The organism is Pseudomonas sp. D1HM (assembly GCF_019266105.1).
Lineage (GTDB): Bacteria > Pseudomonadota > Gammaproteobacteria > Pseudomonadales > Pseudomonadaceae > Aquipseudomonas > Aquipseudomonas taetrolens.
Genome location: NZ_LRMN01000005.1, coordinates 98,882 through 121,862 on the forward strand (window position 1 = coordinate 98,882; position 22,981 = coordinate 121,862).

General features: G+C 64.6%; 2 protein-coding genes. Both read right to left on the reverse strand.

From position 1 onward, the window contains the following. Positions 1-2: 2 nt before the first annotated feature. Positions 3-11,771, reverse strand: coding sequence for an amino acid adenylation domain-containing protein (locus AWM69_RS07630; protein ID WP_218726147.1), 11,769 nt, complete (start codon positions 11,769-11,771; stop codon positions 3-5). Beyond that, positions 11,771-22,834, reverse strand: coding sequence for a non-ribosomal peptide synthase/polyketide synthase (locus tag AWM69_RS07635; RefSeq protein ID WP_218726148.1), 11,064 nt, complete (start codon positions 22,832-22,834; stop codon positions 11,771-11,773). The genes AWM69_RS07630 and AWM69_RS07635 overlap by 1 nt, the downstream gene beginning before the upstream one ends. Positions 22,835-22,981 lie beyond the last annotated feature (147 nt).

Consider the following 22,981-nt stretch of genomic DNA (forward strand, 5'->3'; position numbering starts at 1 on the left):
CTTCAATTCAGGGAGTCGCTGGCAAGCAGGCATACGGGTGCCTGCGCCAATAATTCATCGAGCTGTGCCAGCAATGCCGCGTGATTCAGCAACTCGTAGTGACCGCGTGCCACGACCGTGTGACTGGCCCCGGTACCGGTTTGCGCCGCATGCACCCGGCGCTCGTCCTCGCGGCCGGGCACCCACCAATGGTGAGCAGCCACCTGGGTGCGAGGCAACGCACGCTGCTCCAGCGCCAACTGCTTGAGGCGCGAGCCCACCGCAAAGATCTGGCTCAACTCCGCCGACCCCAGCAGGCCGTGTTCAGCCTGGTTGTCCCGTGACTCGGCCATGGCTGCCTCAATCACCTGCTCCGCGTTCAGCGTCTGATCCTGCGTCAACGTCTGCGCGTCGGCGTCGGGCACGCCCAGTACAAAGCGCAAGAAGTCTTGCAAGTCTTCACGCCCGTCAGTGGCCTCGGCCGTGCCGGCGACATAACTGTCCACCAGTCCGGCGAACGCCACCTGCTGGCCTTGCGCTTCCAGCGCCTGAGCCACCAGCAACGTCAATGCGCCACCCAGCGACCAACCCAGCACGTGATACGGCCCGTGCGCCTGTTGCTGACGAATGCGCTCGGCATACGCCCGCGCCATGTCCTGCAACGAGCCGTCCTGCCAGTGCGGGTCGAGCAACATGCGGCACTGCACACCATAAACGCTGCGACGCCCGTCCAATTTACGGGCCAGTGGCTCGTAATCGAACACCGTGCCAAAACCGGCATGCAGGCAGAACAACGGCGGCACCGAGCTGACCCGGCTATTAAGTGCCAGCAACGGGTCTGGCGCCCCGGTTTGAACAGCGGGTTCAAAACCGCTGAGTTCGCCGATGCAAGGTTTTTGCATCAGGTCGCGCAGTTTGAGGTTCAAGCCCAGTTCAGGCTGATGGCGCACCCGCGAGATGACTTTGAGCACCTGCAACGAGTCACCGCCCAGCTCGAAGAAGTTATCGTCGATACCCACCCGCTCCAGCCCCAGCACGTCTTGCCAGATCCCTGCCAAGGCCTGTTCCAGCGCATTGCGCGGGGCGCGATAAGTGCCCTGGCGCAGCTGCGGTTCAGGCAGTGCGCGACGGTCCAGTTTGCCGTTGGCCGACAGCGGGAAACGCGCCAGCGCTACGATGTGCGCAGGCACCATGTAATCCGGCAGTTGCGCGTGTAATTGCTGTTTGAGATCACGCTCCAGGGTGGCGCTGGCGGTTGCCACCACATAACCCGCCAGCTGTTTGCCGCTCACCCCGTCGATCACGGTGACCGCCGCATCCTGCACCCCGGAGCACTGACGCAGACGAGCTTCGATTTCCCCCAGTTCGATACGGAAACCGCGAATCTTCACTTGCTGGTCGAGGCGGCCCAGATAGTCGATCAGCCCGCACTCGCGCTGGCGCACCAAATCACCGGTGCGGTACATCCGCCCGCCGTCGCCCTGGAACGGGTCCGGGACGAAACGTTCGGCGCTCAACCCCGGCTGGCGATGGTAACCCCGGGCCAGACATTCCCCGCCCAGATACAACTCACCGCTGACACCCACCGGCAACGGGTTCATGTCCGCATCCAGCACGTACACTCCACGCCCGGCCACGCTACGGCCAATCGGCGCGTAAGCCGCATCGCAACACGCTGAGACGTCGGCACGCCACAGCAGCGGCGTAACCACGGTTTCGGTCGGGCCGTAACCGTTGACCAGACGCTGCGGCTGCAACGCCCGTTTGGCCAGTTCAAAACTGGCATCCGGCACAGCGTCGCCGCCAAAGCAATAGGTGTGGACAGCAGGCGGATTGCCCTGCACCAGCGCCACTTGCGCCAATTGCTGCAAGTACGCCGGCGGGAAGCACGCCACCGTCACCCGCTGTTGATGCAGCACCTGCAACGTCTGCTCCGGGGTCCACAGCGAATCCTCGCGAATCACCAGGCTGCCACCGGCCAGCAGCACACTGAGCCAGCGCTCTTGGGCGCCATCGAAGGCGAACGACATAAAATGCAGTTCGCGGCTCTGCGGGCTTAGCTCATACAGACCGATAATGCCCTGACAGTGCCGCGCAATCGGCTCGCGTGCCACGGCCACACCCTTGGGCTGACCGGTGGAACCCGAGGTGTAGATCAGATACGCCAGGTGTCCGGGCAGCGATTGGACCGCACGCGGGGCGGTGTCTATTTCGCTCAGTTGATCCAGCCACAAACGCGGTGTCTGCACGTTCAAGGCCACCCGCTGATCCACATCGCTGTTGCACAACAACAGGCTGGCTGCAGAGTCGGCCAGCATGAAATCCAGGCGTTGCGCCGGGTAATCGAGGTCCAGCGGCAAGTACGCGGCTCCGGTCTTGAGCACTGCCAAAAACGCCACAATGGTCTGTTCCGAACGCGGCAACGCCACCGCCACCAAGGCTTCCGGGCCAATGCCACGGGCCTGTAAGTGCGCCGCCAACATATCGGCCTGAGCCTCCAGTTGCGCATAGCTCAGCGCTCGCCCCTCACAGATCAGGGCCACGGCCAGCGGTTGATGCGCCACCTGCGCACTGAAGCCCTGCACCAGATCCGTCACTGGCGCGCCGTCGCGTGGCAACTCCAGTCGCGCCTGCGGTAGGCCGATGTCGCCGATCAGGCACCCCGCATCGTTCGGTAATTGCGCCAGCAAACCTTCAAGACCGGCGCGAATGCGTTGCGCTTCAACCTCGCTAAAACGCTCGCGCAAGTACAGGTATTCCACTTCAAGCCCTTGGTCGGTGGCGCTGACCATCAGGTCCATCGGGAAGTTGGTCACACCGCCGCTGCCGACCTCGGCAAACTTCAGCTCGCCATCCTGCTCGCCGCGCAACGCACGGTCCACCGGATGGTTTTCAAACACGATGATGCTGTCGAACAGTCCTTGCCCGCCCTGCCCGGCCCAGCGCTGAATGTCCGCCAGCGGTGTGTGTTCAAAGTCGCGAATGGCCAGGTTGTAATCCTGCAATTGGCGCAGCCAGTCACCCAGCGGCTGCTGCGGGTCGAGGGTCTGAATCACCGGCAAGGTATTGATAAACAGCCCGAGCATGTCTTGGGCCCCGGCCAGTTCGGTCGGACGCCCCGCCACCGTGGCGCCGAAGGCCACGCAGCGCTGCCCGGTGTGACGCTGCAACAGCAACAGCCAGGCCGCTTGCACCAGGGTGTTGAGGGTCACGCGCTGGCGGTTGGCAAATCGCTGCAAACGGTGGGTCGCGTCGCTGTCCAGGTAGCTGTACAGCACACCGTGCCCGCTGCCCCCGGTGTTGGCCGCATTGGCCAGTATTGTCGGGGTTTGCAGTGGGCTCAGACGCTCGCGCCAGAAGTCTTCGGCCACGCTGACGTCCTGTTGCGCCAGCCAGCTGATGTAATCGGCATAGCGCCCGGTCAATGCCGGCAACGCCTGATCAGCGTAAAGGCGCAGCATTTCCCCGAGCAGGCGTGAAGCACTCCAGCCGTCCAGCAGCAAGTGATGGTAGGTCCAGATCATCTGGAACTGACGCTCGCCCAGGCGCACCAGGGTAAAACGCATCAGCGGCGGGCAGTCCAGGTCGAATCCACGGGCCTGATCCTGCGCCGCCAGGGCCTGCAAGGCGGCCTCGGGTGCCGCGTGTTCGCGCCAGTCCAGCTCAACGATCGGCAAGCGGGCCTGGCGGTAGACCGCCTGCAGCGGGTCGGCCAGACCGTCGCGCCACATAAAGGCTGCGCGCAGCACTTCGTGACGTTCGAGCAAGACCTGCCATGCCGCCCGGAAACGCTCCACCTGCAAGCCTTCCACCGCCACGCTGAGCTGGTTGACGTAGAGGTTCAGCTCCGGCGATTCAACACAGTGGAACAACATGCCCTGCTGCATCGGCGACAGCGGATACAGGTCGTCCAGCACGCTGCGATCCACCTGCACCGCGCCCGGCACTTGAGCAAAGGCCAGGGTTTGGAGCCCCGGCAATGACTGCCGCCCGGTGGTGCTGGCCACCGCCGCCAGCCCGCGAATGGTTTGCGCCTCGAACAATTGCTTGGGGGTAAACGCCAGCCCGCGTTGTCCGGCACGGCTCACCGCCAGCAGCGAAATAATCGAGTCGCCACCCAGGTCGAAAAAGTTCTCGGTCACGCCAATCGCATCCAGCCCCAGCACGTCTTGCCAGACCTCGGCCAGCAAGGCCTCCGCCGGTGTCGTCGGCGCCACCCGCTGCGCGGCCTGACGACTGGCCTCGGGTGCAGGCAAGGCCTGGCGATCGAGTTTGCCATTGGGGGTCAGCGGCAGAGCCGCCAGGCACATCAGGTGCGCCGGTAACATATGGGCGGGCAAGCGGCTGCGCAAATGCGCCAGCAAAGCTTCGCGCAACCCGGCTTCATCGGCCATTGGGTCGCGGGCCACCACGTAGCCCACCAGTTGCCGGCTGACCGGCCCCTCACGGTCGACGACAAAGGCTTCGCGCACCCCTTGGTGTTCCAGCAAGCAGGCTTCGATTTCCCCCAGTTCGATACGGAAACCGCGAATCTTCACCTGCTGGTCGATACGCCCCAGATACTCGACCACGCCGTCCTCGCGCAACCGCGCCAGGTCACCACTGCGGTACAGGCGTGCCCCCGATACAAAGGGATCGGGCACAAAGCGCTCGGCGGTCAGGGCCGGGCGCTGGTGATAACCGCGGGCAATCCCTTCACCGCCCAGGTACAGCTCCCCGGCCACCCCCACCGGCAGCGGTTGCAGGCTGCCATCCAGCACATAGGCGCTGCGTTCACCGACCGGACGCCCGATGGGCAAAAACGCCGATTCGAATTGACTGCCCGGGTACGCGCACCAGATCAGCGGGGTAATCACCGTTTCGGTCGGCCCGTAGCCGTTGATGATGCGCGGCGGCTGCAGCACCCGCTGCACTTCATCAAAGGCGTGCTTGGGCATGCCTTCGCCGCCCACGGTGTAGGAACGAATGGGCAATTTGCGCCCGGCTTCGCCCATGTAATCGGCCATTTGCAGCAAGTAACTCGGCGTGAAACAGGCAATGGTGATGCCGTGTCGCTCGATCTCCTCGCAGGTGCGCTGGGCACTCCAGACCTCGTCATCGCGGGGCATCAGTGCCGAGCCGAACACCAGCGGGGTCAGCCAGCGTTCGTGGGCACCGTCAAAACTGATGGAGGCGAACTGAAGCTCGCGGTCGTCCGGGGTCATGCCGTACAAGGCGCCAATCGACAGGCAATGCATGGCCAGCGGGCCGTGAGCCACGCTCACGCCCTTGGGGCGGCCGGTGGATCCCGAGGTGTAAATCAGGTAGGCCAGATTGCTCGCATCGGTCAGGTTGCGCGGGTTGTCGCCCGGCAGATGGCCCACGGCCTCGCGGTCCAGTTCCAGCACCGGCAGACCTTCAATCTGCGGCAGTGCGGCGCGCAACCACGATTGGCTGAGTAGCAGCGCAATGCCGCTGTCCTGCATCAGATAGCCCAAGCGCTCGGCCGGATAGGCCGGGTCCAGCGGCACGTAGGCGCCGCCGGCTTTAAGAATCGCCAGCAGGCCAATGATCATCTGCGGCGAGCGCTCCACCGCGATCCCGACACGGACCTCCGGGCCAACCCCCAGTTCGCGCAGGCGATGGGCCAGACGGTTGGCGCGCTGGTTGAGGTCGGCGTAACTGAACGTGGTGTCGGCAAAAATCAGGGCCGTTGCCTCGGGGCGAATGGCCGCCTGTGCCTCGATCAACTGATGCACGCAGTGTTGCGTCGTGGGGCCCGGCGGCGGATTCCAGTCCTGCAAGAGCCGGGTCTGTTCGCCAGCGCTCAGCAGTTGCAACTCACCCAGACTGGCCTGCGGCGTGGCCACCATGGCGTGCAGCAGGCACGCCAGATGTTCACTCATGCGGGCAATGGCGACCGGGCTGAAATGGCTGAGCAAGAAACTCCACGTCAGGCTCAACTGCCCTTCACTGACGGCTGCCAGGGTCAGCGGGTAATTGGTGCGCTCATGGTTGTCCGGCACCGAAAAGCTCAAACCGTCCGGTGCGCCCTGCTGCAAGGCCTGGGCAATCGGGAAGTTTTCAAACACCAGCAGACTGTCGAACAGCGGCTCGCCCGTACGCCCGGCCCAACGCTGTACATCACTCAGGGCGGTGAATTCATGCTCGCGCAATTCCAGGTTGTGCGCCTGCAAACGGCCCAGCCACTGCACCACACTTTCGGCGGCTTGCGGCCGGGTGATCACCGGCAAGGTATTGATAAACAGGCCGAGTTGCTGCTCCGCCCCCGGCAAGTCGACCGGACGCCCGGAGACCGTGGCACCGAACGCGACCGTCTGCTGGCCGCTGTAGCGTTGCAACAACAGCGCCCATGCGCCCTGGACCAGGGTGTTGAGGGTGACCGCATGTTGCCGGGCAAAAGCGGCGAAGGCCGCGCTGCTGCGCGCATCGAACACCTGGCGGTGGTCAGCATGCGCGCTGTCCGCCGTCTCATCGGCGGCATGCGGTGCCAGAGTCTGGGCCAGCAAGGTCGGGTTTTCCAGTGTCGCCAGTTGCTCGCGCCAGAACGCCTCATCAGCCATCGCATCCTGAGCCTGCAGCCAGCCGATGTAGTCGGCAAAGCGCCCCTGTTGAGGCGCCACGTCAACCCCGGCGTAGCGTTGCAGGACTTCCCCCAACAGCAAGGCATTGCTCCAGCCATCCAGCAGCAGATGGTGGTGGGTGTAGATCAGTTGCTGACGCTGCTCATCCAGGCGCACCAGCGCCAGACGCAGCAAGGGCGGCTGGGCCGGGTCGAACTGCAAGCGTTCGCTGCGCGCCAGCAATTGCAGCTCTGCCGAGTGCTCGGCACGGCCACGCCAGTCGAGCACGGTCAACGGCAACGCCAATGCGCGCTGCACCAGTTGCACCGGCGCCGCAGCGCCTTCAGGCCAATGAAAGCCACTGCGTAAAATCGGGTGTGCATCCAGCGTCGCTTGCCACGCCCGGGCAAGACGTGCCGCATCCAGCCCCGTGACTTCAACGCTGAGCTGATTGACGTAAGCCCCGGCCTGGGGTTCGTACAGGCTGTGGAATAACAGGCCGCTCTGCATCGGCGACAGCGGGTACAGGTCTTCGATCTGGCGTGGCGCCACTGGCAATTGATCGAGCTGGGCCTGGGTCAGGCTGGCCAAGGCAAAATCGGCCGGGGTCACGCCGCTGTTGTCCGGCGCCAGACAATGTTCGACCAGTGCCTGCAACTGCGCGGCAAATCCATCGGCCAACGCTTGAATGGCCTGCGTGTCAAAACACTCCTGGCTAAAGCTCAGGTCCAGCTTCAGCTCACCGCCATACACCTGGCCGTCCACCGAAAGCCAGTTGGCCAGCGGCGAATCCAGGCTTTGCGTCGCGCCACTGGCCTCACGGGCCGGGACAAACAGCGCATCTTCGCTGAAGCTCTGATCGAACTGACCCAGGTAATTGAAGGTCACCCGCGCTGGCGCCAGCGCCGCAAGGCTGGCCTGGGCAGCGGCATCCCCCTGATAACGCAACAGGCCAAATCCCAGGCCTTTGCCCGGCACCTCGCGCATCTGTTGCTTGATGGCCTTGATCGAGCCGGCGATATCGGCCGCCGGGGTCAATTTGACCGGGAACAGGCTGGTGAACCAGCCCACGGTGCGGGTCAGGTCGATGCCGTCGAACAGCTCTTCGCGGCCGTGGCCTTCGAGCTGGATCAGTGCATCGGCTTCCCCGGTCCAGTCGCACAAGGCGCGGGCCAGAGCCGTCAGCAGCAGGTCGTTGATCTGGGTGCGATAGGCCGCCGGGGCTTGCTGAAGCAATTGCCGGGTCTGCTCGCGGCCCAGCCCCAGGCTGACCACCTGCCGATGACGCAGTGCCTGACTGCCATTGGCCCGAGCCAATGGCAAATCGCCGCTGACGCCGTGCAACCGGGCCTGCCACCACGCCAGCTGTGCCGCCAGCTCCGGGCTTTTGGCGTAGGTATCGAGTCGGGTGGCCCAGTCTTGCAGCGCGATGGTTTTTTCCGGCAACGCCTGCCCGGCGTAAGCCGCTTGCAAGTCTTCGAGCAGCACCCGCCATGACACGCCGTCCACCACCAGGTGGTGAATCACCAGTAACAAACGCTGGCCGCCGTCTTCATGATCGATCAGCACCACCCGCAGCAGCGGGCCGTCATGCAGCGACAGACTGCGCTGGGCCTCATCGCACAAACCTTGCAGTGCCTCAGCGCTTTGCACCTGAGCGGTCCACAACAAATCGGTGGCCGCCACGCTGTCCAGCGTCGCATAGCGCGCGGTCCATTGCCCGGCCTGCTGCCGGAACTGCAAGCGCAACGCGTCATGCCGGGCCAATACCTGCTGGACAGCGGTTTGCAGACGCAGCAGGTCCAGGGGTTCGCGCACCTCAAGCAGAACCGACTGGTTCCAGTGCCCGGGCTGCACGGTCTGGTTGTCGAAGAACCAGCGCTGCACCGGCGTCAGGGCCTGAAGGCCGACACTCGGGCCCTGGGCAATGGGCGCCACCGTTTGCTGGCTGACGACTGCCGCCAGCGCGTGCAGGGTCGGTTGTTGAAACAGGTCGCGGGGTTGCAAGCGCAGACCGGCGCGGCGGGCCCGGCTGACTACCTGGATAGAAATGATCGAATCGCCGCCCAGCTCGAAGAAGTTGTCCTGGCGCCCGACCTGTTCCAGGCCCAGCACGTCTTGCCAGATGGCCGCCAATTGCCGCTCGTTGTCAGTGCGCGGAGCCTCGAAGGCACGCTGGCTGATGCTCACCTGCGGCGCCGGTAACAGCCTGCGCTCCAGCTTGCCATTGGGACTCAGGGGCATGCATTCGATCAGCACCCAGTGCGTGGGCAGCATGTAGTCCGGCAGGCTGCGCAGCACATGCGCCTTCAAGGTTTCGCGCAACGCTGCCTGGGCCTCGGGCTGCTCGAGCCACTGCGGCTCGGCAGGCACCAGATACGCCACCAACTGGTTGTCCAGCGCCACCACCACTGTTTCCTGCACCTGCGGATGACCGTGCAGGCACGCTTCGATTTCACCCAGCTCGATCCGCAGGCCGCGCAGCTTCACCTGATGGTCGATCCGCCCGCAGTATTCAATGGCCCCGTCAGTGCGGTAACGGGCCAGGTCGCCGGTGCGGTACAAGCGTTCGCCGCTGCCGAAAGGATCAACCACAAAACGGTCTGCGGTGAGGCCCGGTCGGGCGTGATAACCCCGGGCCAGGCCGCTGCCCGCCAAGTACAGTTCACCCATGGCGCCCGTGGGCAAGGCTTGCAGTTCGGGGCTGAGGATGTAAGTGCGCAGGTTGGCAATCGGGTGCCCGATCGGCACGCTGTCGCGGCCTTCTTCGACACAGGTCCAATGGGTGACGTCGATCGCGGCTTCGGTCGGGCCATACAAGTTGTACAGCGCCGTCTGCGGCAGGCAGCGCAGGGTCTCGCGCTGCAATTGCATCGGCAGCGCTTCGCCGCTGCAGACCACCCGGCGCAGGCTCGTGCACTGCGAGGCTTCGTCTGCGCGGATAAACGCTTGCAGCATCGACGGCACAAAATGCAGGGTGGTGATCGCCTGCTCGACAATCAATGCCGCCAGTTGCTGCGGGTCACGATGGACGTCGGGCGCGGCCACCACCAATGTGGCGCCGTGCATCAGCGGCCAGAAAAACTCCCACACCGACACGTCAAAACTGAACGGCGTCTTTTGCAGCACCCGATCCGCCGCCTTCAAGCCGTACGCCTGCTGCATCCAGGCCAGGCGGTTGTACAGCGCGCCGTGGCTATTGCCCGCGCCCTTGGGCTTGCCGGTGGAGCCGGAGGTGTAGATCACATACGCCAGGTTCTCCGGGCAGGCCAGGTTGATCAGGTTCTCATCACCCTGGTCGTCCAGCCACGCCGGCCCTGGCTCAAGGCACAACACCGGCAACCCCTCGGGCAACGGCAGTCGCTCCTGCACAGAGGCCTGGGTCAGCAACAGGCTGATACCGCTGTCTTCAAACAGGTAAGTCAGACGCTCCGCCGGGTATTGCGGGTCCAGTGGTACGTAAGCACCGCCGGCCTTGAGCGTCGCCAGCAAGCCGATCACCAGCTCCAGCGAACGCTCGCAGGCCACGCCAACCCGTATTTCCGGGCCCACGCCTCTGGCGCGCAAATGGTGCGCCAGGCGATTGGCCCGTTGATTCAGTTCGCGGTAGCTCAGCTGTTGTTCACCAAACACCAGGGCACAGGCCTGCGGGGTGGCCAGGGCCTGCGCTTCAATATGCAGGTGTACGCACTCTGGGCCGGGATAGGTCTGCTGCGTAGCATTCAGCCCGTGCAAGGTCGACTCGACGTGTGCCGCTGCCAGCATCGGCAGCTCGCCGATCGCACACTCGGGGTTGGCAACGATGCCCGCCAGCAGGTTGCGCCAATGCTGCGCCAGGGTGTCGATACGCGCGGCATCAAACAGATCGGTGGCGTAGGTCAGGCTAGCCATCAGCTGCTGACCTTCCTCGTGGGTATCCAGTTGCAGGTCGAACTGGGTGGTGCGCCCCGGTAATTCCAGGCTTTCGACGGTGAGCCCGGCGAGCATCCCGCTCAACGCCCCCGGACGGCTTTGCTGGTGGTTGAACATCACCTGGAACAACGGACTGTGGCTGAGGCTGCGCTCACCTTGCAACGCCTGCACCACCTGCTCGAAGGGCAAGTCCTGATAGCCCTGGGCATCCAGCGAGCGGTCGCGGGTTTGCGTCAACAGCTGCGCAAACGGCAGGTGCCCGTGCAGTTCGGCACGCAGCACCTGGGTGTTGACGAAAAAGCCGATCAGGCCTCGGGTTTCGGCGCGGCTACGGTTGGCCACCGGCACACCGATCCGCAGATCCTTTTGCCCGCTGTAGCGGTGCAGCAAAACCTGAAAACTGGCCAGCAGCAACATGAACGGGGTCACCCCGCGCTCCCGGGCCAGGGCCATCAATCCCTGGGCCAGCAGCGGGTCCAGGGCAAAATCCAGGCGCGCTCCGCGTTGCGAAGCCTGGGCCGGACGCGCGCGGTCACCGGGCAATTCCAGCACCGGCTGTTCGCCGCCCAATTGCTCGCGCCACCAGTCCAGCTGGCGTTCCTGCTCGCCGGCCTGCATCCAGCGCCGTTGCCACAATGCGTAGTCGGTGTACTGAATCGGCAACGCAGGCAGCTCAATGGCCGTGCCTTGGGCGTGGGCCGCGTACAGCTGCGAGAACTCGTCGACCAGCACCCCCATCGACCAGCCGTCGGCGACGATGTGGTGCAAGGTCAGCAGCAACACGTGGTCGCCTTCGTCCAGCTGGATCAGATTCACCCGCAGCAACGGACCGTGCTGCAAATCGAACGGCCGGGCGATGTCCTGTTCCAGCAGCTGCATAGCCACACCCAGGCGCTCGGCCTCAGGCCGGTCGCGCAGGTCATGGCGAGCCAGTTGCACGGCGGGCGAACCTTCGCCCGCGCACCGTTGTTGGCGAATCTGGCCATCGGTTTCAATGAACACGCTGCGCAGGCTGTGATGGCGTTCAAGCAGGGCATCGAAGCTGCGCTGCAAGGCCTCGACCTGCAGTGGGCCGTGCAAACGCAAGGCCGCAGGGATGTGATACGCCGCGCCTTCGGGGTCGAGTTGCCACAAAAACCATTGGCGCTGCTGCGCATAAGACAGCTCGCACGGCTCATCCGCCGCAGTGGTGGCCGGGATCGGCAGTTGGCCGAAGCTGACGCCCTGTTCCTGCATTTTTTGCAGGAACTCGCGGCGTTGGTCAGGCGCCAGGCTGGCGAAGCGGTTGGCAATACGCCAGGCGGTCGAGTTTTCCATCAGTTGATCTCCATCTCGTCGAGCAGCGATTCGAGCGCGCTCAGACGAACATCGTTATCCGCAGGCGTTTGTGCCTGTGCCAATGCGGCATAGGCTTGAAGGTCGGCAGCTTCGAACAGCGCACGCAGCGCCAGATCGATGCCCAGTTGCAGTTCGACCCGGGCACTGGCCTGGGCCGCGAGCAGCGAATGCCCGCCCAATTCAAAGAAGTTGTCGTGACGCCCTACCCGCTCGATATCCAGCACGCTGGCCCAGATCTCGGCGAGTCGGGTTTCCAGCTCACCCACCGGCGCGCTGTAAGGGCGCTGCCAGGCATCGGCGTCGGGAGGCGGCAAGGCCTTGCGGTCGAGCTTGCCGTTACCGGTCAGCGGCAAGGCATCGAGCAGCAACCAATGGCTCGGCACCATGTAATCCGGCAGGTCGGCCTTGAGCGCAGCGCGCAAGTGTTCGCGCCAGGCCAGCGGGTCCAGCGGTGTCTCGTCTGCCACCAGATAGGCGCACAGCTGCGGGCCGTTGGCGCTGTGGTGTACGCTCAAGACCGCTTCGGCGACACCGGCGTGCTGCTTGAGGCAGGCCTCGATTTCCCCCAGTTCGATGCGCAAGCCGCGGATTTTCACTTGCTGGTCGATACGCCCCAGGTAATCGATCGTGCCGTCCGCCCGCTGACGGGCCAGATCGCCGCTGCGGTACAGCCGCTCCCCGGGCGCAAACGGGTTGGGCACAAAGCGCTCGGCACTGAGTCCGGGGCGAGCGTGATAACCGCGAGCCAGGCCGGCCCCGGCGATGTACAACTCGCCCGCACAGCCCGGCGCAACGGCTTGCAACTGGCTGTCGAGCAAGTACCACTTGAGGTCGCTGATCGGCCGCCCCATGGGGCTTTGGGCCGCGGCGTCGAGGTCCGCCGGGCTCAGCGCACGGTACGTCACGTGAACCGTGGTTTCGGTGATGCCGTACATGTTGACCAGGGTCGTTGGGTGTTCGCCAAAGCGTTCGTACCACGGGCGCAGGCTCGACACCTCCAGCGCCTCGCCGCCGAAGATCACCCAGCGCAGCGCCAGCGGTTGCGGGCTGTTGCAAGCAACTGGCAGCAATTGGCGGAACGCGGTGGGGGTCTGGTTGAGCACCGTGACCTGCTCATCGCACAACAATTGATGGAACGCCTGCGGCTCACGGCTGGTGTAATACGGCACGATGACCAGGCGCCCGCCCGTGCAGAGCGCACCGAACAGCTCCCACACCGAAAAGTCGAAGGCAAAGGAGTGGAACAGGGTCCAGACGTCTGCCGGACCGAAGCCAAAGTCTTGCGCCGTGGCGCTGAGCAAACGGGTGACGTTGCCCTGACTCAACAGCGCGCCCTTGGGCCGCCCGGTCGAACCCGAGGTGTAAATCACATAGGCCAGGTTTTCGGGCCGGGTGAAGTTCTCCGGGTTCTGCTCGCTGAAGCCGTCCAGCGCCAGATGCTCAAGGCACAGCGTCTGCACCCCGACCCGTGGCGGCAGGGCTTCCAGCAGGTGTGCCTGGGTCAGCAACAGGTGAATGCCGCTGTCTTCGATCAGGTAGCTCAGGCGCTCGGCCGGCGACTGCGGGTCCAGCGGCACATAGGCCCCCCCGGCCTTGAGAATCGCCAGCACCCCGACCACCAGCGCAATCGACCGCTCAGTGGCAATCCCGACCCGTACTTCCGGGCCCACCCCCAACTCGCGCAGCTTGTAGGCCAAGCGGTTGGCCCGGGCATTGAGCGCTGCGTAACTCAGCGTCTCCTCGGCACAACTCAGGGCGATGGCCTGCGGTTGCAGGGCGGCCTGCGCTTCAAACAATTGATGCAGGTTAAGCGGCGACGCTTCAGCCAGCGGCGGGATCTGCGGGTTCCACTGGCGGATCAGCGCCTGTTGCTCATCGGCCTCCAGCAACGGCAACCCGGCAATCCGCTGTTGCGGCTCACGCACCACGGCGCGCAGCAGGCTCAGCCAATGCCCCGCCAGACGCTGAATCGTCGCGGCGTCATACACCTCGCTGGCGTAGGTCAGGCTGGCATGCAGGTGCTCGCCCTGCTCTTCGGTATCCAGCGCCAGGTCGAACTGGGCCGTGGATGGCTGCCAGTCCATACGCTCGACACGCAGGCCCGGCAAGCTGCGTTCAACGCTTTCACCTATCGCTCGCTGGTGGTTGAACAGCACCTGAAATAACGGACTATGGCTCAGGCTGCGCTCGGGGTGCAGGGCCTCGACCAGTTGCTCGAAGGGCAGATCCTGATGCGCTTGTGCCCACAGCGCGGTGGCCTTGACCTGTTGCAACAGGCTGGCGAAAGACTGCTGGCCATCGATGTCGGCACGCAGCACCTGGGTGTTGATGAAGAAGCCGATCAGGCCTTCGGTTTCGATCCGTCCGCGTCCGGCATTCGGCACGCCGACAGGGATCGCCGACTGGCCGCTGTAGCGATGCAGCAGGGTCTGGAAACTGGCCAGCAGCAACATGAACAGCGTGACGTTGTGCTGTTGCGCCAACTGCCGCAACCCGGTGGCCAGCTCCCGGTCGATGCTCAGTTCGAGGCGCGTCCCCTGCTCGCTGCGCGTTGCCGGGCGAGTCAGTTCGCTGGGCAATTGCAGCGGCGAGTGCTGCGATCCGAGCTTCTCGCGCCAGGCCTGCAGCTGACGTTCGCCTTCACCGGCGTGCAGCCAGTCATGCTGCCACGCGGCGTAATCGGCGTAGCTCACCGTCAAGGCCGGCAGCCGCGCAGGCTGACCCTGGACATGGGCCGCGTACAGGGCGCTGAATTCATCGACCATGACCTGCATCGACCAGCCATCGGCGGCGATATGGTGCACGGTCAGCACCAGCACATGCTCATCGGTGCCGACGTCAAGCAGCAGCACACGCAGCAGCGGCCCGTTGCGCAGGTCAAACGGCTGGGCCATTTCGTGGGCCACCCGGGCGTCAATCTCAGCGGCGGTGGGCGCGTTCAAAGACAGCTCGCGCAAGGCCAGCGGCAGACTCGCGTGCTGCACCGCACGCGCCTGTTGGCCATCCTGGCTGAACGTGGTGCGCAAGGTGGCGTGGCGCGCTTGCACGTCAGTGAAGCTGCGCAGCAATGCGTCACGGTCGAGCGCGCCCTTGAGGCGCAAGGCGGCCGGAATATTGTACGCGGCGCTGTGCGGATCCAGCTGCCAGAGAATCCATTGGCGCTGCTGGGCATAGGACATACGCAGAGGCTGATCCATGGCCTGCGGGCGCAAGGCCGGTGGGTTGACGCTGTTCGGCCGAGCCTCGCAACGCGCAGCAAACGCGCTGAGCACGCTGGTTTCAAACAGGCTGCTCAGGGGCAGTTCGATATTCAGTTGCTGGCGCACGCGGGACACCACTTGCGCCACCAGCAGCGAATGCCCGCCCAGCTCGAAGAAGTTGTCATCGCGGCCCACTGCGTCCAGCTTGAGCACCTCCTGCCAGATCGCCGCGATACGGCTTTCGATCCCGGCGCGGGGCGCGACGACGTCGCGCTGCCAGTCCGCCGCGTGGGCCTGGGGCAGCGACTTGCGGTCGACCTTGCCGTTGGCATTCAGCGGCAGCTGGTCGAGCCGCTGCCATTGCTGCGGCACCATGTATTCCGGCAGTTGCACCTTGAGCCCGGCCTTGAGCTGCTCACGCAATCCAGCCCAGTCCAGCGCCTCATCGGCAGGCACTACGAAGGCCACCAGCGCCTTGCCGATCGGGCCGTCCTGCACCACCACCGCGGCTTCACGCACGCCAGCAAGCTGGCGCAGACGGGATTCGATTTCCCCCAGTTCGATGCGGAAACCGCGCACCTTGACTTGCTGATCGATGCGGCCGACATATTCCAGTTGCCCGTCGACCCGTCGCCGCGCCAGGTCGCCGGTGCGGTACAGACGCTCACCGGCCTGCACGGCATAAGGGTTGGGCAGGAACGCCACCGCGCTGCGCAGCGGGTCGCCGAAGTAACCACGGCCGACCCCGGTGCCCGCCACATACAGCTCACCCACCACCCCGGCCGGCACGGGCTGCAAACCGGCATCCAGCACGTACAGGCGGTTGTTGTCGGTGGCCAGGCCAATCGGCAAATACGCACCTTCAGCCGAGGCCGCATCCACCCGGAACAGCGCCACATCATCCGAGCATTCCGCCGGGCCGTAGGCATTGACCAGGCCGGTCTGCGGATAACATTGCAACCAGCGACGGGCCAGTTCGGGCGGCATCGCCTCGCCGGTCGGCAGCATCCAGCGCAGACCGGCCAATGAACCCCGGGGTTCTTCAAGCAGGCTTTGAATCATGGACGGCACGCTTTCAAGCACACTGATCCCACGCGTTGCCACATGCGCCAGCAAGGCCGCCGGGTCATGGGCGATGGCGTTGGGCACGATGTCGACCCGGGCCCCGAACAGCGGCGCGGCGAGGAACTGCCACACCGAAATGTCGAAACTCTGCGACGCGGTTTGCGCCACCCCATCGCGGCCGTCGAGGCTGAGGTACGGTTGCTTGCTCAGTTGGTTATTGAGCATCCCGGCCTGCTCGACCATCACCCCTTTCGGCGTACCGGTGGAGCCCGAGGTAAAGATCACATACGCCAGGTTATTCGGGCCGGTATAGATCCCCGGCGGCTCGCTGGAATAACCGCCCGCCTGCACGTCTTCCCAGATCAACAGCGCGGGTCGTTGCTCAGGGTCAAGCAGCGCCAGCAAATCATGGGCCTGATCACGGCAGGCGGCGCTGGCCACCAAGGCCGGGACCTGACCCAATAGCAGCAGATCCAGCAAGCGTTGCGTCGGCAGTTGCGGGTCCAGCGGCAGGTAAGCGGCACCGGCCTTGAAGCTGCCAAGCATCATGCCCAGCAGTTCCAGGCTGCGCTCGGCGAGCAAAGCCACCGGCTGATCGATGCCGACGCCCGCCGCACGCAGGCCGTGACCGAGGCGGTTGGCCCGGGTATCGAGGTCGCGATAGGTCCAGTGCCGGTCCAGGCAGGTGGCGACAATTTGCTCGGGATGCGCAGCCAATTGCGCTTCAAACAGACGCACATAACCTTGGTTCAGCGGGTAGTCGCGGGCGGTCTGATTGCCCGCTTGCAACAGGTGCTCACGCTCGGCCTCGGCCACCACCGGCAAGTCGGCGAAATGACCGTCGGCATGTTGCTCAATTGCCAGCAGCAGACGCTTGAAATCAGCCAGCAGGCGCTCGGCCGTGGCGTCATCAAAAAAGCGCTGGTCGTAAGATAAATGCAGGCCCAGCGCATCGCCGGGGTACACCACCACTGTCATCGGGTAGTTGGTGTGGGTCCGGGCGCTGTCGGATTTTGCGCTGAGCTGCTCGGCTCCCGTGACCACCGCGCTTTCCACCGGGGCGTTTTCGTAGACAAACAGGCTGTCGAAAATCGACTGGCCTTTTTCCAGCGCACTGCAGGCCTGGATCTTCAACAGCGGCAAATGCTCATGTTCACGCAACGCCAGGTTGTGCTCGAACAGGCCTTGCAGCCATGCACGCACGCTGATGTGCTGACCGGCACGGGGCAAGCGCATGCGCAGCGGGATGCTGTTGATGAACAGCCCCACCGTGTCCTGCATTTCCGGACGATTGACCGGACGCCCGGCCACCGTCACTCCGAACAGCACTTCATCGAGGCCGCTGTAACGTTGCAACACCAGCGCCCAGGCCGCCTGGGTCAAGGTGTTGACCGTCAGTTGGTAACGCTGGGCCAGTTCGCGCAAGGCACGACCCTGCGCCACCTCCAGATCGGCATAGCAATCACCGATCTGCGAAAACCCGCCCTGGCGGCGTACGGCCCGGTCGAACGGCAGCGGTGTCGGTTGCTCGAACCCGGCCAGCTCGACCGTCCAGGCCTCCAGTGCTTCGCGCTCGCCTTGTGCCTGCAACCACTGGATAAAATCGCGATAACGCGCCGCCGGTGGCAGGCTGCGCTGGCCGCTGTACAGGGCAAAAAAGTCTTGCAGCAGCAGCGAGCGGCACCAGGCATCGATCAGGATGTGGTGGTTGCTGAGGATGAACCAGTAATGCCCGGCGCTGCGGCGAATCAGGCGCAGGCTGAACGGCGGCGTGTTGAGCAAATCAAAGCCCCGGGCCCGGTCTTCGGCCAGCAGCACTTGCACGGCGGCTTCGTGCTCGGCCTGGGGGCGCTCGCTCCAGTCGTGTAGCTGCACCTGGGGTGCCGCATCGCGGTGGATGATTTGCAGCATCTGGCCTTCGTCGTCGAGGCTGAACGAAGCCCGCAGCGCATCGTGCCGTTGCACCACGGCATGCCAGGCGGCGGTAAAGCGCGGCAGGTCGATCTCACTGTCGATGATGTAGCGGTCTTGCATGAAGTAAATGCCCGAGCCCGGCTCAAGCAAGGTGTGCACCAACAAGCCTTGCTGCATCGGCGACAGCGGGTAGATGTCTTCAATGGCGCTGGCCGGCACGTTGAGGTTGTCCAGTTGAGCCTGGGTCAAGTTCGCCAGCGGGAAATCGGACGGGGTCATGCCGCCTTGCCCGGCACTGGCGCAGTGCGCAACAAGGCCGGTCAATTCGTCGCGGTAATCATCCACCAGCGCCTGCACGGTGGCGTCCTCAAACATCCCATGGCTGTAGGTCCATTGCAGGCTCAGCTCGCCGCCATATACCTGGCCTTCGATGCTCAGCCAGTTGGCCAGAGGGGCATTTTCGTCCTGGGCCGCACCTGCGCGTTCGGTCGCCGGGGCGAACAGCGCCTGTTCGTCGAACTGACGGTCGAACTGGCCGAGGTAGTTGAAGGTGATCCGCGGTGTGGCCAGCGCGGCCAGTTGCGCGCCCACCGCCTCGCCTGCCAGATAACGCAGCAGGCCGTAGCCCACGCCTTTTTCCGGCACGCTGCGCAGCTGCTCCTTGATCGATTTGATCGACGCACCCAGCTCGCTATGCGGAGTCAACTGCACCGGGAACAGGCTGGTGAACCAGCCCACGCTGCGCGACAGATCAATGTCGTCGAACAGTTGTTCACGGCCATGACCTTCCAGTTGAATCAACGTGCTGGTGTGTCCGCTCCAGCGGCACATCACCCGCGCCAACGCCGTCAGCAGCAGGTCATTGACCTGGGTGCGGTAGGCCGCGGGGGCCACTTGCAGCAATTGCCGGGTCAGCTCGGCATCCAGTTTCAGTTCCAGCTTGCGCGCGTGCCGGTTGTCCAGCGCCGCGTCGCTGTGCTCACACGGCAAGTCGCTGCGGGCGCCGGCCAGTTGCGCCTGCCACAGGCTTAGCTGCTCGACACGCGCCAGCGCGGCCTCCGGCAAGCGGGCGGTCCAGGCCTGATAAGCGCTGGTTTTGGCCTGGGGCGCCTGATCGGGCCGGGTGTAAAACTGTTGCAAGTCTTCCAGCAGGACCCGCCATGACACACCGTCCACCGCCAGGTGATGAACCACCAGCAGCAAGCGCTGGCTGTGGTCAGGCATGTCGACCAGCAGCGCACGCAGCAACGGCCCGTTTTGCAGATCCAGGCTGCGCTGGGCCTGTTCACAGAGCCCATGCAGTTCGTCGGTCGAAGCCGCCTGCCGATGCCACAGCACGCTGCTTGCCGACACCTCGGCATAGGCTTGCTGCCAACCGCCGTCACGCGGCTCAAAGCGCAGACGCAAGGCATCATGCTGGCTCAGCAATTTGACCAGTGCTTGCTCCAGTTCTCCGGCCGCCACGGCCTGGCGGGGCTGCAACAGCAGCGATTGGTTCCAGTGCTGGCGCACCGGCATGGCCTGCTCGAAAAACCAGTGCTGCACCGGTGCCAGGGCAACGGCGCCAGTGGCCGGGCCTTGCTCGACCAGGCTCTGCTGGCTCAGCTCGGCGACCCGAGCCAGGCTGCGAATGGTTTGGTGCTGGAACAGGTCGCGCGGGCTGAACGAAATCCCGGCCTGTCGGGCGCGGCTGACCACCTGGATCGAGATGATCGAATCACCGCCCAGGGCGAAGAAGTTGTCATCGATGCCCAGCTGCGGCACGCCGAGCACCGCTTGCCAGATCTGCGCCAGGCGCTGTTCCAGTGCGTTGCCGGGGGCCACATACGCGTGTTGCGACACGCTCAGGTCCGGGCGCGGCAACGCCTTGCGCTCAAGCTTGCCGTTGGGTGACAGCGGCAAACGTTCAAGCGCCATCCAGTGCCCGGGCACCATGTATTCCGGCAAGCCCCGCTGCAGATGGCTGATCAGTGCCGCCTGCCACTCCCCGGCCTCGCTCGGCTCTTCAAGCACCACGTACGCCACCAGTTGCTTGCCTTCGTGCACCAGCACCACGGCTTCACGGACGCTGGAGTGCTCGGCCAGTCGCGCCTCGATTTCTCCCAGCTCGATGCGCAGGCCGCGCAACTTGACCTGATGATCGAGGCGACCGAGGTACTCAAGCACCCCGTCCACCCGCTGTTGGACCCGATCCCCCGTGCGATACAGGCGCTGCCCCGGGTTGAACGGGCACGGCACGAAACGCTCGCCGGTCAGGCCCGGGCGCCGATGATAGCTGCGCGCCAGACCGGCACCGCCCAGGTACAGCTCACCCGCAACCCCCAGCGCCACCGGGGCCAGATCGGCATCCAGCACCAGGGTGCGCAGGTTGGCGATCGGTTGGCCGATCGGCACCCCGGCCGCGCCTTCTTCGACACAGGTCCAGTGGGTGACATCGATGGCGGCTTCGGTGGGGCCATACAGGTTGTACAGCTCGGTGTCCGGCAGTTTGGCGAACACGTGCTGCTGGGCATCCACCGGCAGCGCTTCCCCGCTGCAGACAATCCGCCGCAGGCTGCGGCAGCGCTCGACAGCGGTTTCGTGAATAAAGGCCTGCAGCATCGACGGTACAAAATGCAGGGTAGTGATGTGATGCCGGACGATGGTTTCGATCAGACGCAGCGGCTCTTGATGTTCGCCGGGCTGCGCCACCACCAGTCGCGCGCCGGTCATCAGCGGCCAGAAAAACTCCCAGACCGACACGTCAAAGCTGAACGGGGTCTTTTGCAGCACTGCGTCGTCTGCACCCAGCGCGTACGCCTGTTGCATCCAGCACAAGCGGTTGACCAGCGCCGCGTGGGTGTTGCCCGCGCCTTTGGGGCGACCGGTGGAGCCGGAGGTGTAAATCACATAGGCAAGGTGCTGCGGATCCTGGGCGACCTGCGGGTTATCCACGCTGTAGGCGTCCAGCCAGTCGGCGTCCTGATCCAGGCACACGGTCTTGATCCCGGCCACCGGCAACGTGGCCAGCCATTCGTGCTGGGTCAATAACAGCCCGATACGGCTGTCTTCGATCATGTATGCCAGGCGCTCTTGCGGGTAATGCGGGTCCAGCGGCACGTAGGCGCCTCCGGCCTTGAGGATCGCCAGCAGGCCGACCACCATCTCCACCGAACGCTCGACCGCGATGCCCACCAGCACGTCCGGCCCCACGCCCTGCTCGCGCAACCCATGAGCCAGTTGATTGGCCCGGGCATTGAGTTGCGCATAGCTCAGGGACTGCTCGCCGAACACCAGCGCAGTGGCCTGCGGGGTGCGCTCGACCTGTGCCTGCAACAAATGCTGCAGGCAATGCCGGGTCGGATAGTCCGCCCCGGTGCGGTTCCAGTCATGCACCTGGGTCTGCAGCTCTGCGGCATCGAGCATCGGCAATTCGCCGACCCGGCGTTCGGGGTTGTCCACCAGTGCCCGCAGCAAATTGCTCCAGTGCCGGGCCATGCGCGTGATGGTGGTGGCGTCGAACAGGTCGTTGGCGTAGGTCAGCGCCGCGTACAGGCGGCCAGCCTTTTCATAGGTGTCCAGGCTCAGGTCGAACTGGGTGGTGCGCCCCTGCCACTCGATCAGGCCCAGCTCCAGGCCGGAGGCGGTCTGCACCGCTTCAATGTCCGCAACCTGCGGCTGATGGTTGTACATCACTTGAAACAGCGGGTTGTGGCTCAGGTTGCGCTCCAGCTTGAGCGCATCAACCAGTTGCTCGAAGGGCAAGTCCTGATGCGCCTGCGCGCCGAGGGCGGCCTCCTTGACCGCACTCAACAGCTCGGCCACTGAGGTCCGGGCATTCAGTTGGGTACGCAGCACTTGGGTGTTGACGAAGAAGCCGATCAGACCTTCGACTTCACGGCGATTACGGTTGGCAATCGGCACCCCGACCCGCAGGTCGTCCTGCCCGCTGTAGCGATGCAGCAGGATATTGAACGCGCCCAGCAACAGCATGAACAAGGTGACGTTGTGCCGTTGCGCCAGGCCGCGCAATTGATCCACCAGGGCCGGGTCCAGGGCAAATTCGTGGCGGGTGCCGCGATAACTCGGCATCGCCGGGCGCGGGTAGTCCGTAGGCAAGGTCATGACCGGGTGCTCGTCACCGAGCCGGGCCTGCCAGTACTCCAGTTGCCGGGCCTGCTCGCCGGCCTCCAGCCAGCGACGCTGCCACAGCGCATAGTCGCTGTATTGAATCGGCAGCTCGGCCAGTTGCGGTACCTGGCCACGCTCAAAGGCGTCATAGCAGCGAATGAACTCGTCGATCAGCACATTCATCGACCAACCGTCAGAAACGATGTGGTGCAGGGTCAACAGCAACACATGCTCGCGCTCTGCCAGCCTCAGCAAGCTGACACGCAGCAACGGGCCGTGGGCCAGATCGAATGCCTGCAAGGACTGGCGCTGCGCCTCGGCGGCCACCGCCTGCTCGCGCTCGATGGACGGCAGCAGGCTGAAGTCCAGGTGCTGCACCTCAAGCGGCGCGGTCAGGGCCACTTGCTCCAGGCTGTCATCGGCGTTCTGGCGAAACACCGTGCGCAGGGTTTCGTGACGCGCCACCAGACTGGCGAAAGCCTGCTCCAGGGCCGCGATATCCAGTACACCGCTCAGGCGCACCGCGCCGGGCAGGTTATAGGCGCCGCTGTCGGGGTCCAACTGCCACAAGAACCACATGCGGCGCTGGGCGTAAGACAGCGCCTGGCGGTCTTCCGCCGGGACCTGGGCCGGAATCGGGAATTGCGAAAAGTCGATCCCTTCAGCGCGCAGGCCGTCGAGGAATAACCGTCGTTTTTCCAACGGCAACTCGATGAAGCGGCGGGCAAGTTTGAGGGACTTTTCAGCATTCATCTGACTTCTTCCGTGCATGTTGGCTATCGAGCATTGGCTCGGCTATCCCTACGGAACGGATGAAGTCACAGGAAAATTAATACACCAATACCAGACATGACCTACTTCTAAATCATGAAGGCAGCGACTCGTTAAAGAGAATGACTC

Coding starts and splice junctions, on each gene's coding strand:
- AWM69_RS07630 (WP_218726147.1), bottom strand. CDS start 11,771: ATGGAAAACTCGACCGCCTGGCGTATTGCCAACCGCTTCGCCAGCCTG.
- AWM69_RS07635 (WP_218726148.1), bottom strand. CDS start 22,834: ATGAATGCTGAAAAGTCCCTCAAACTTGCCCGCCGCTTCATCGAGTTG.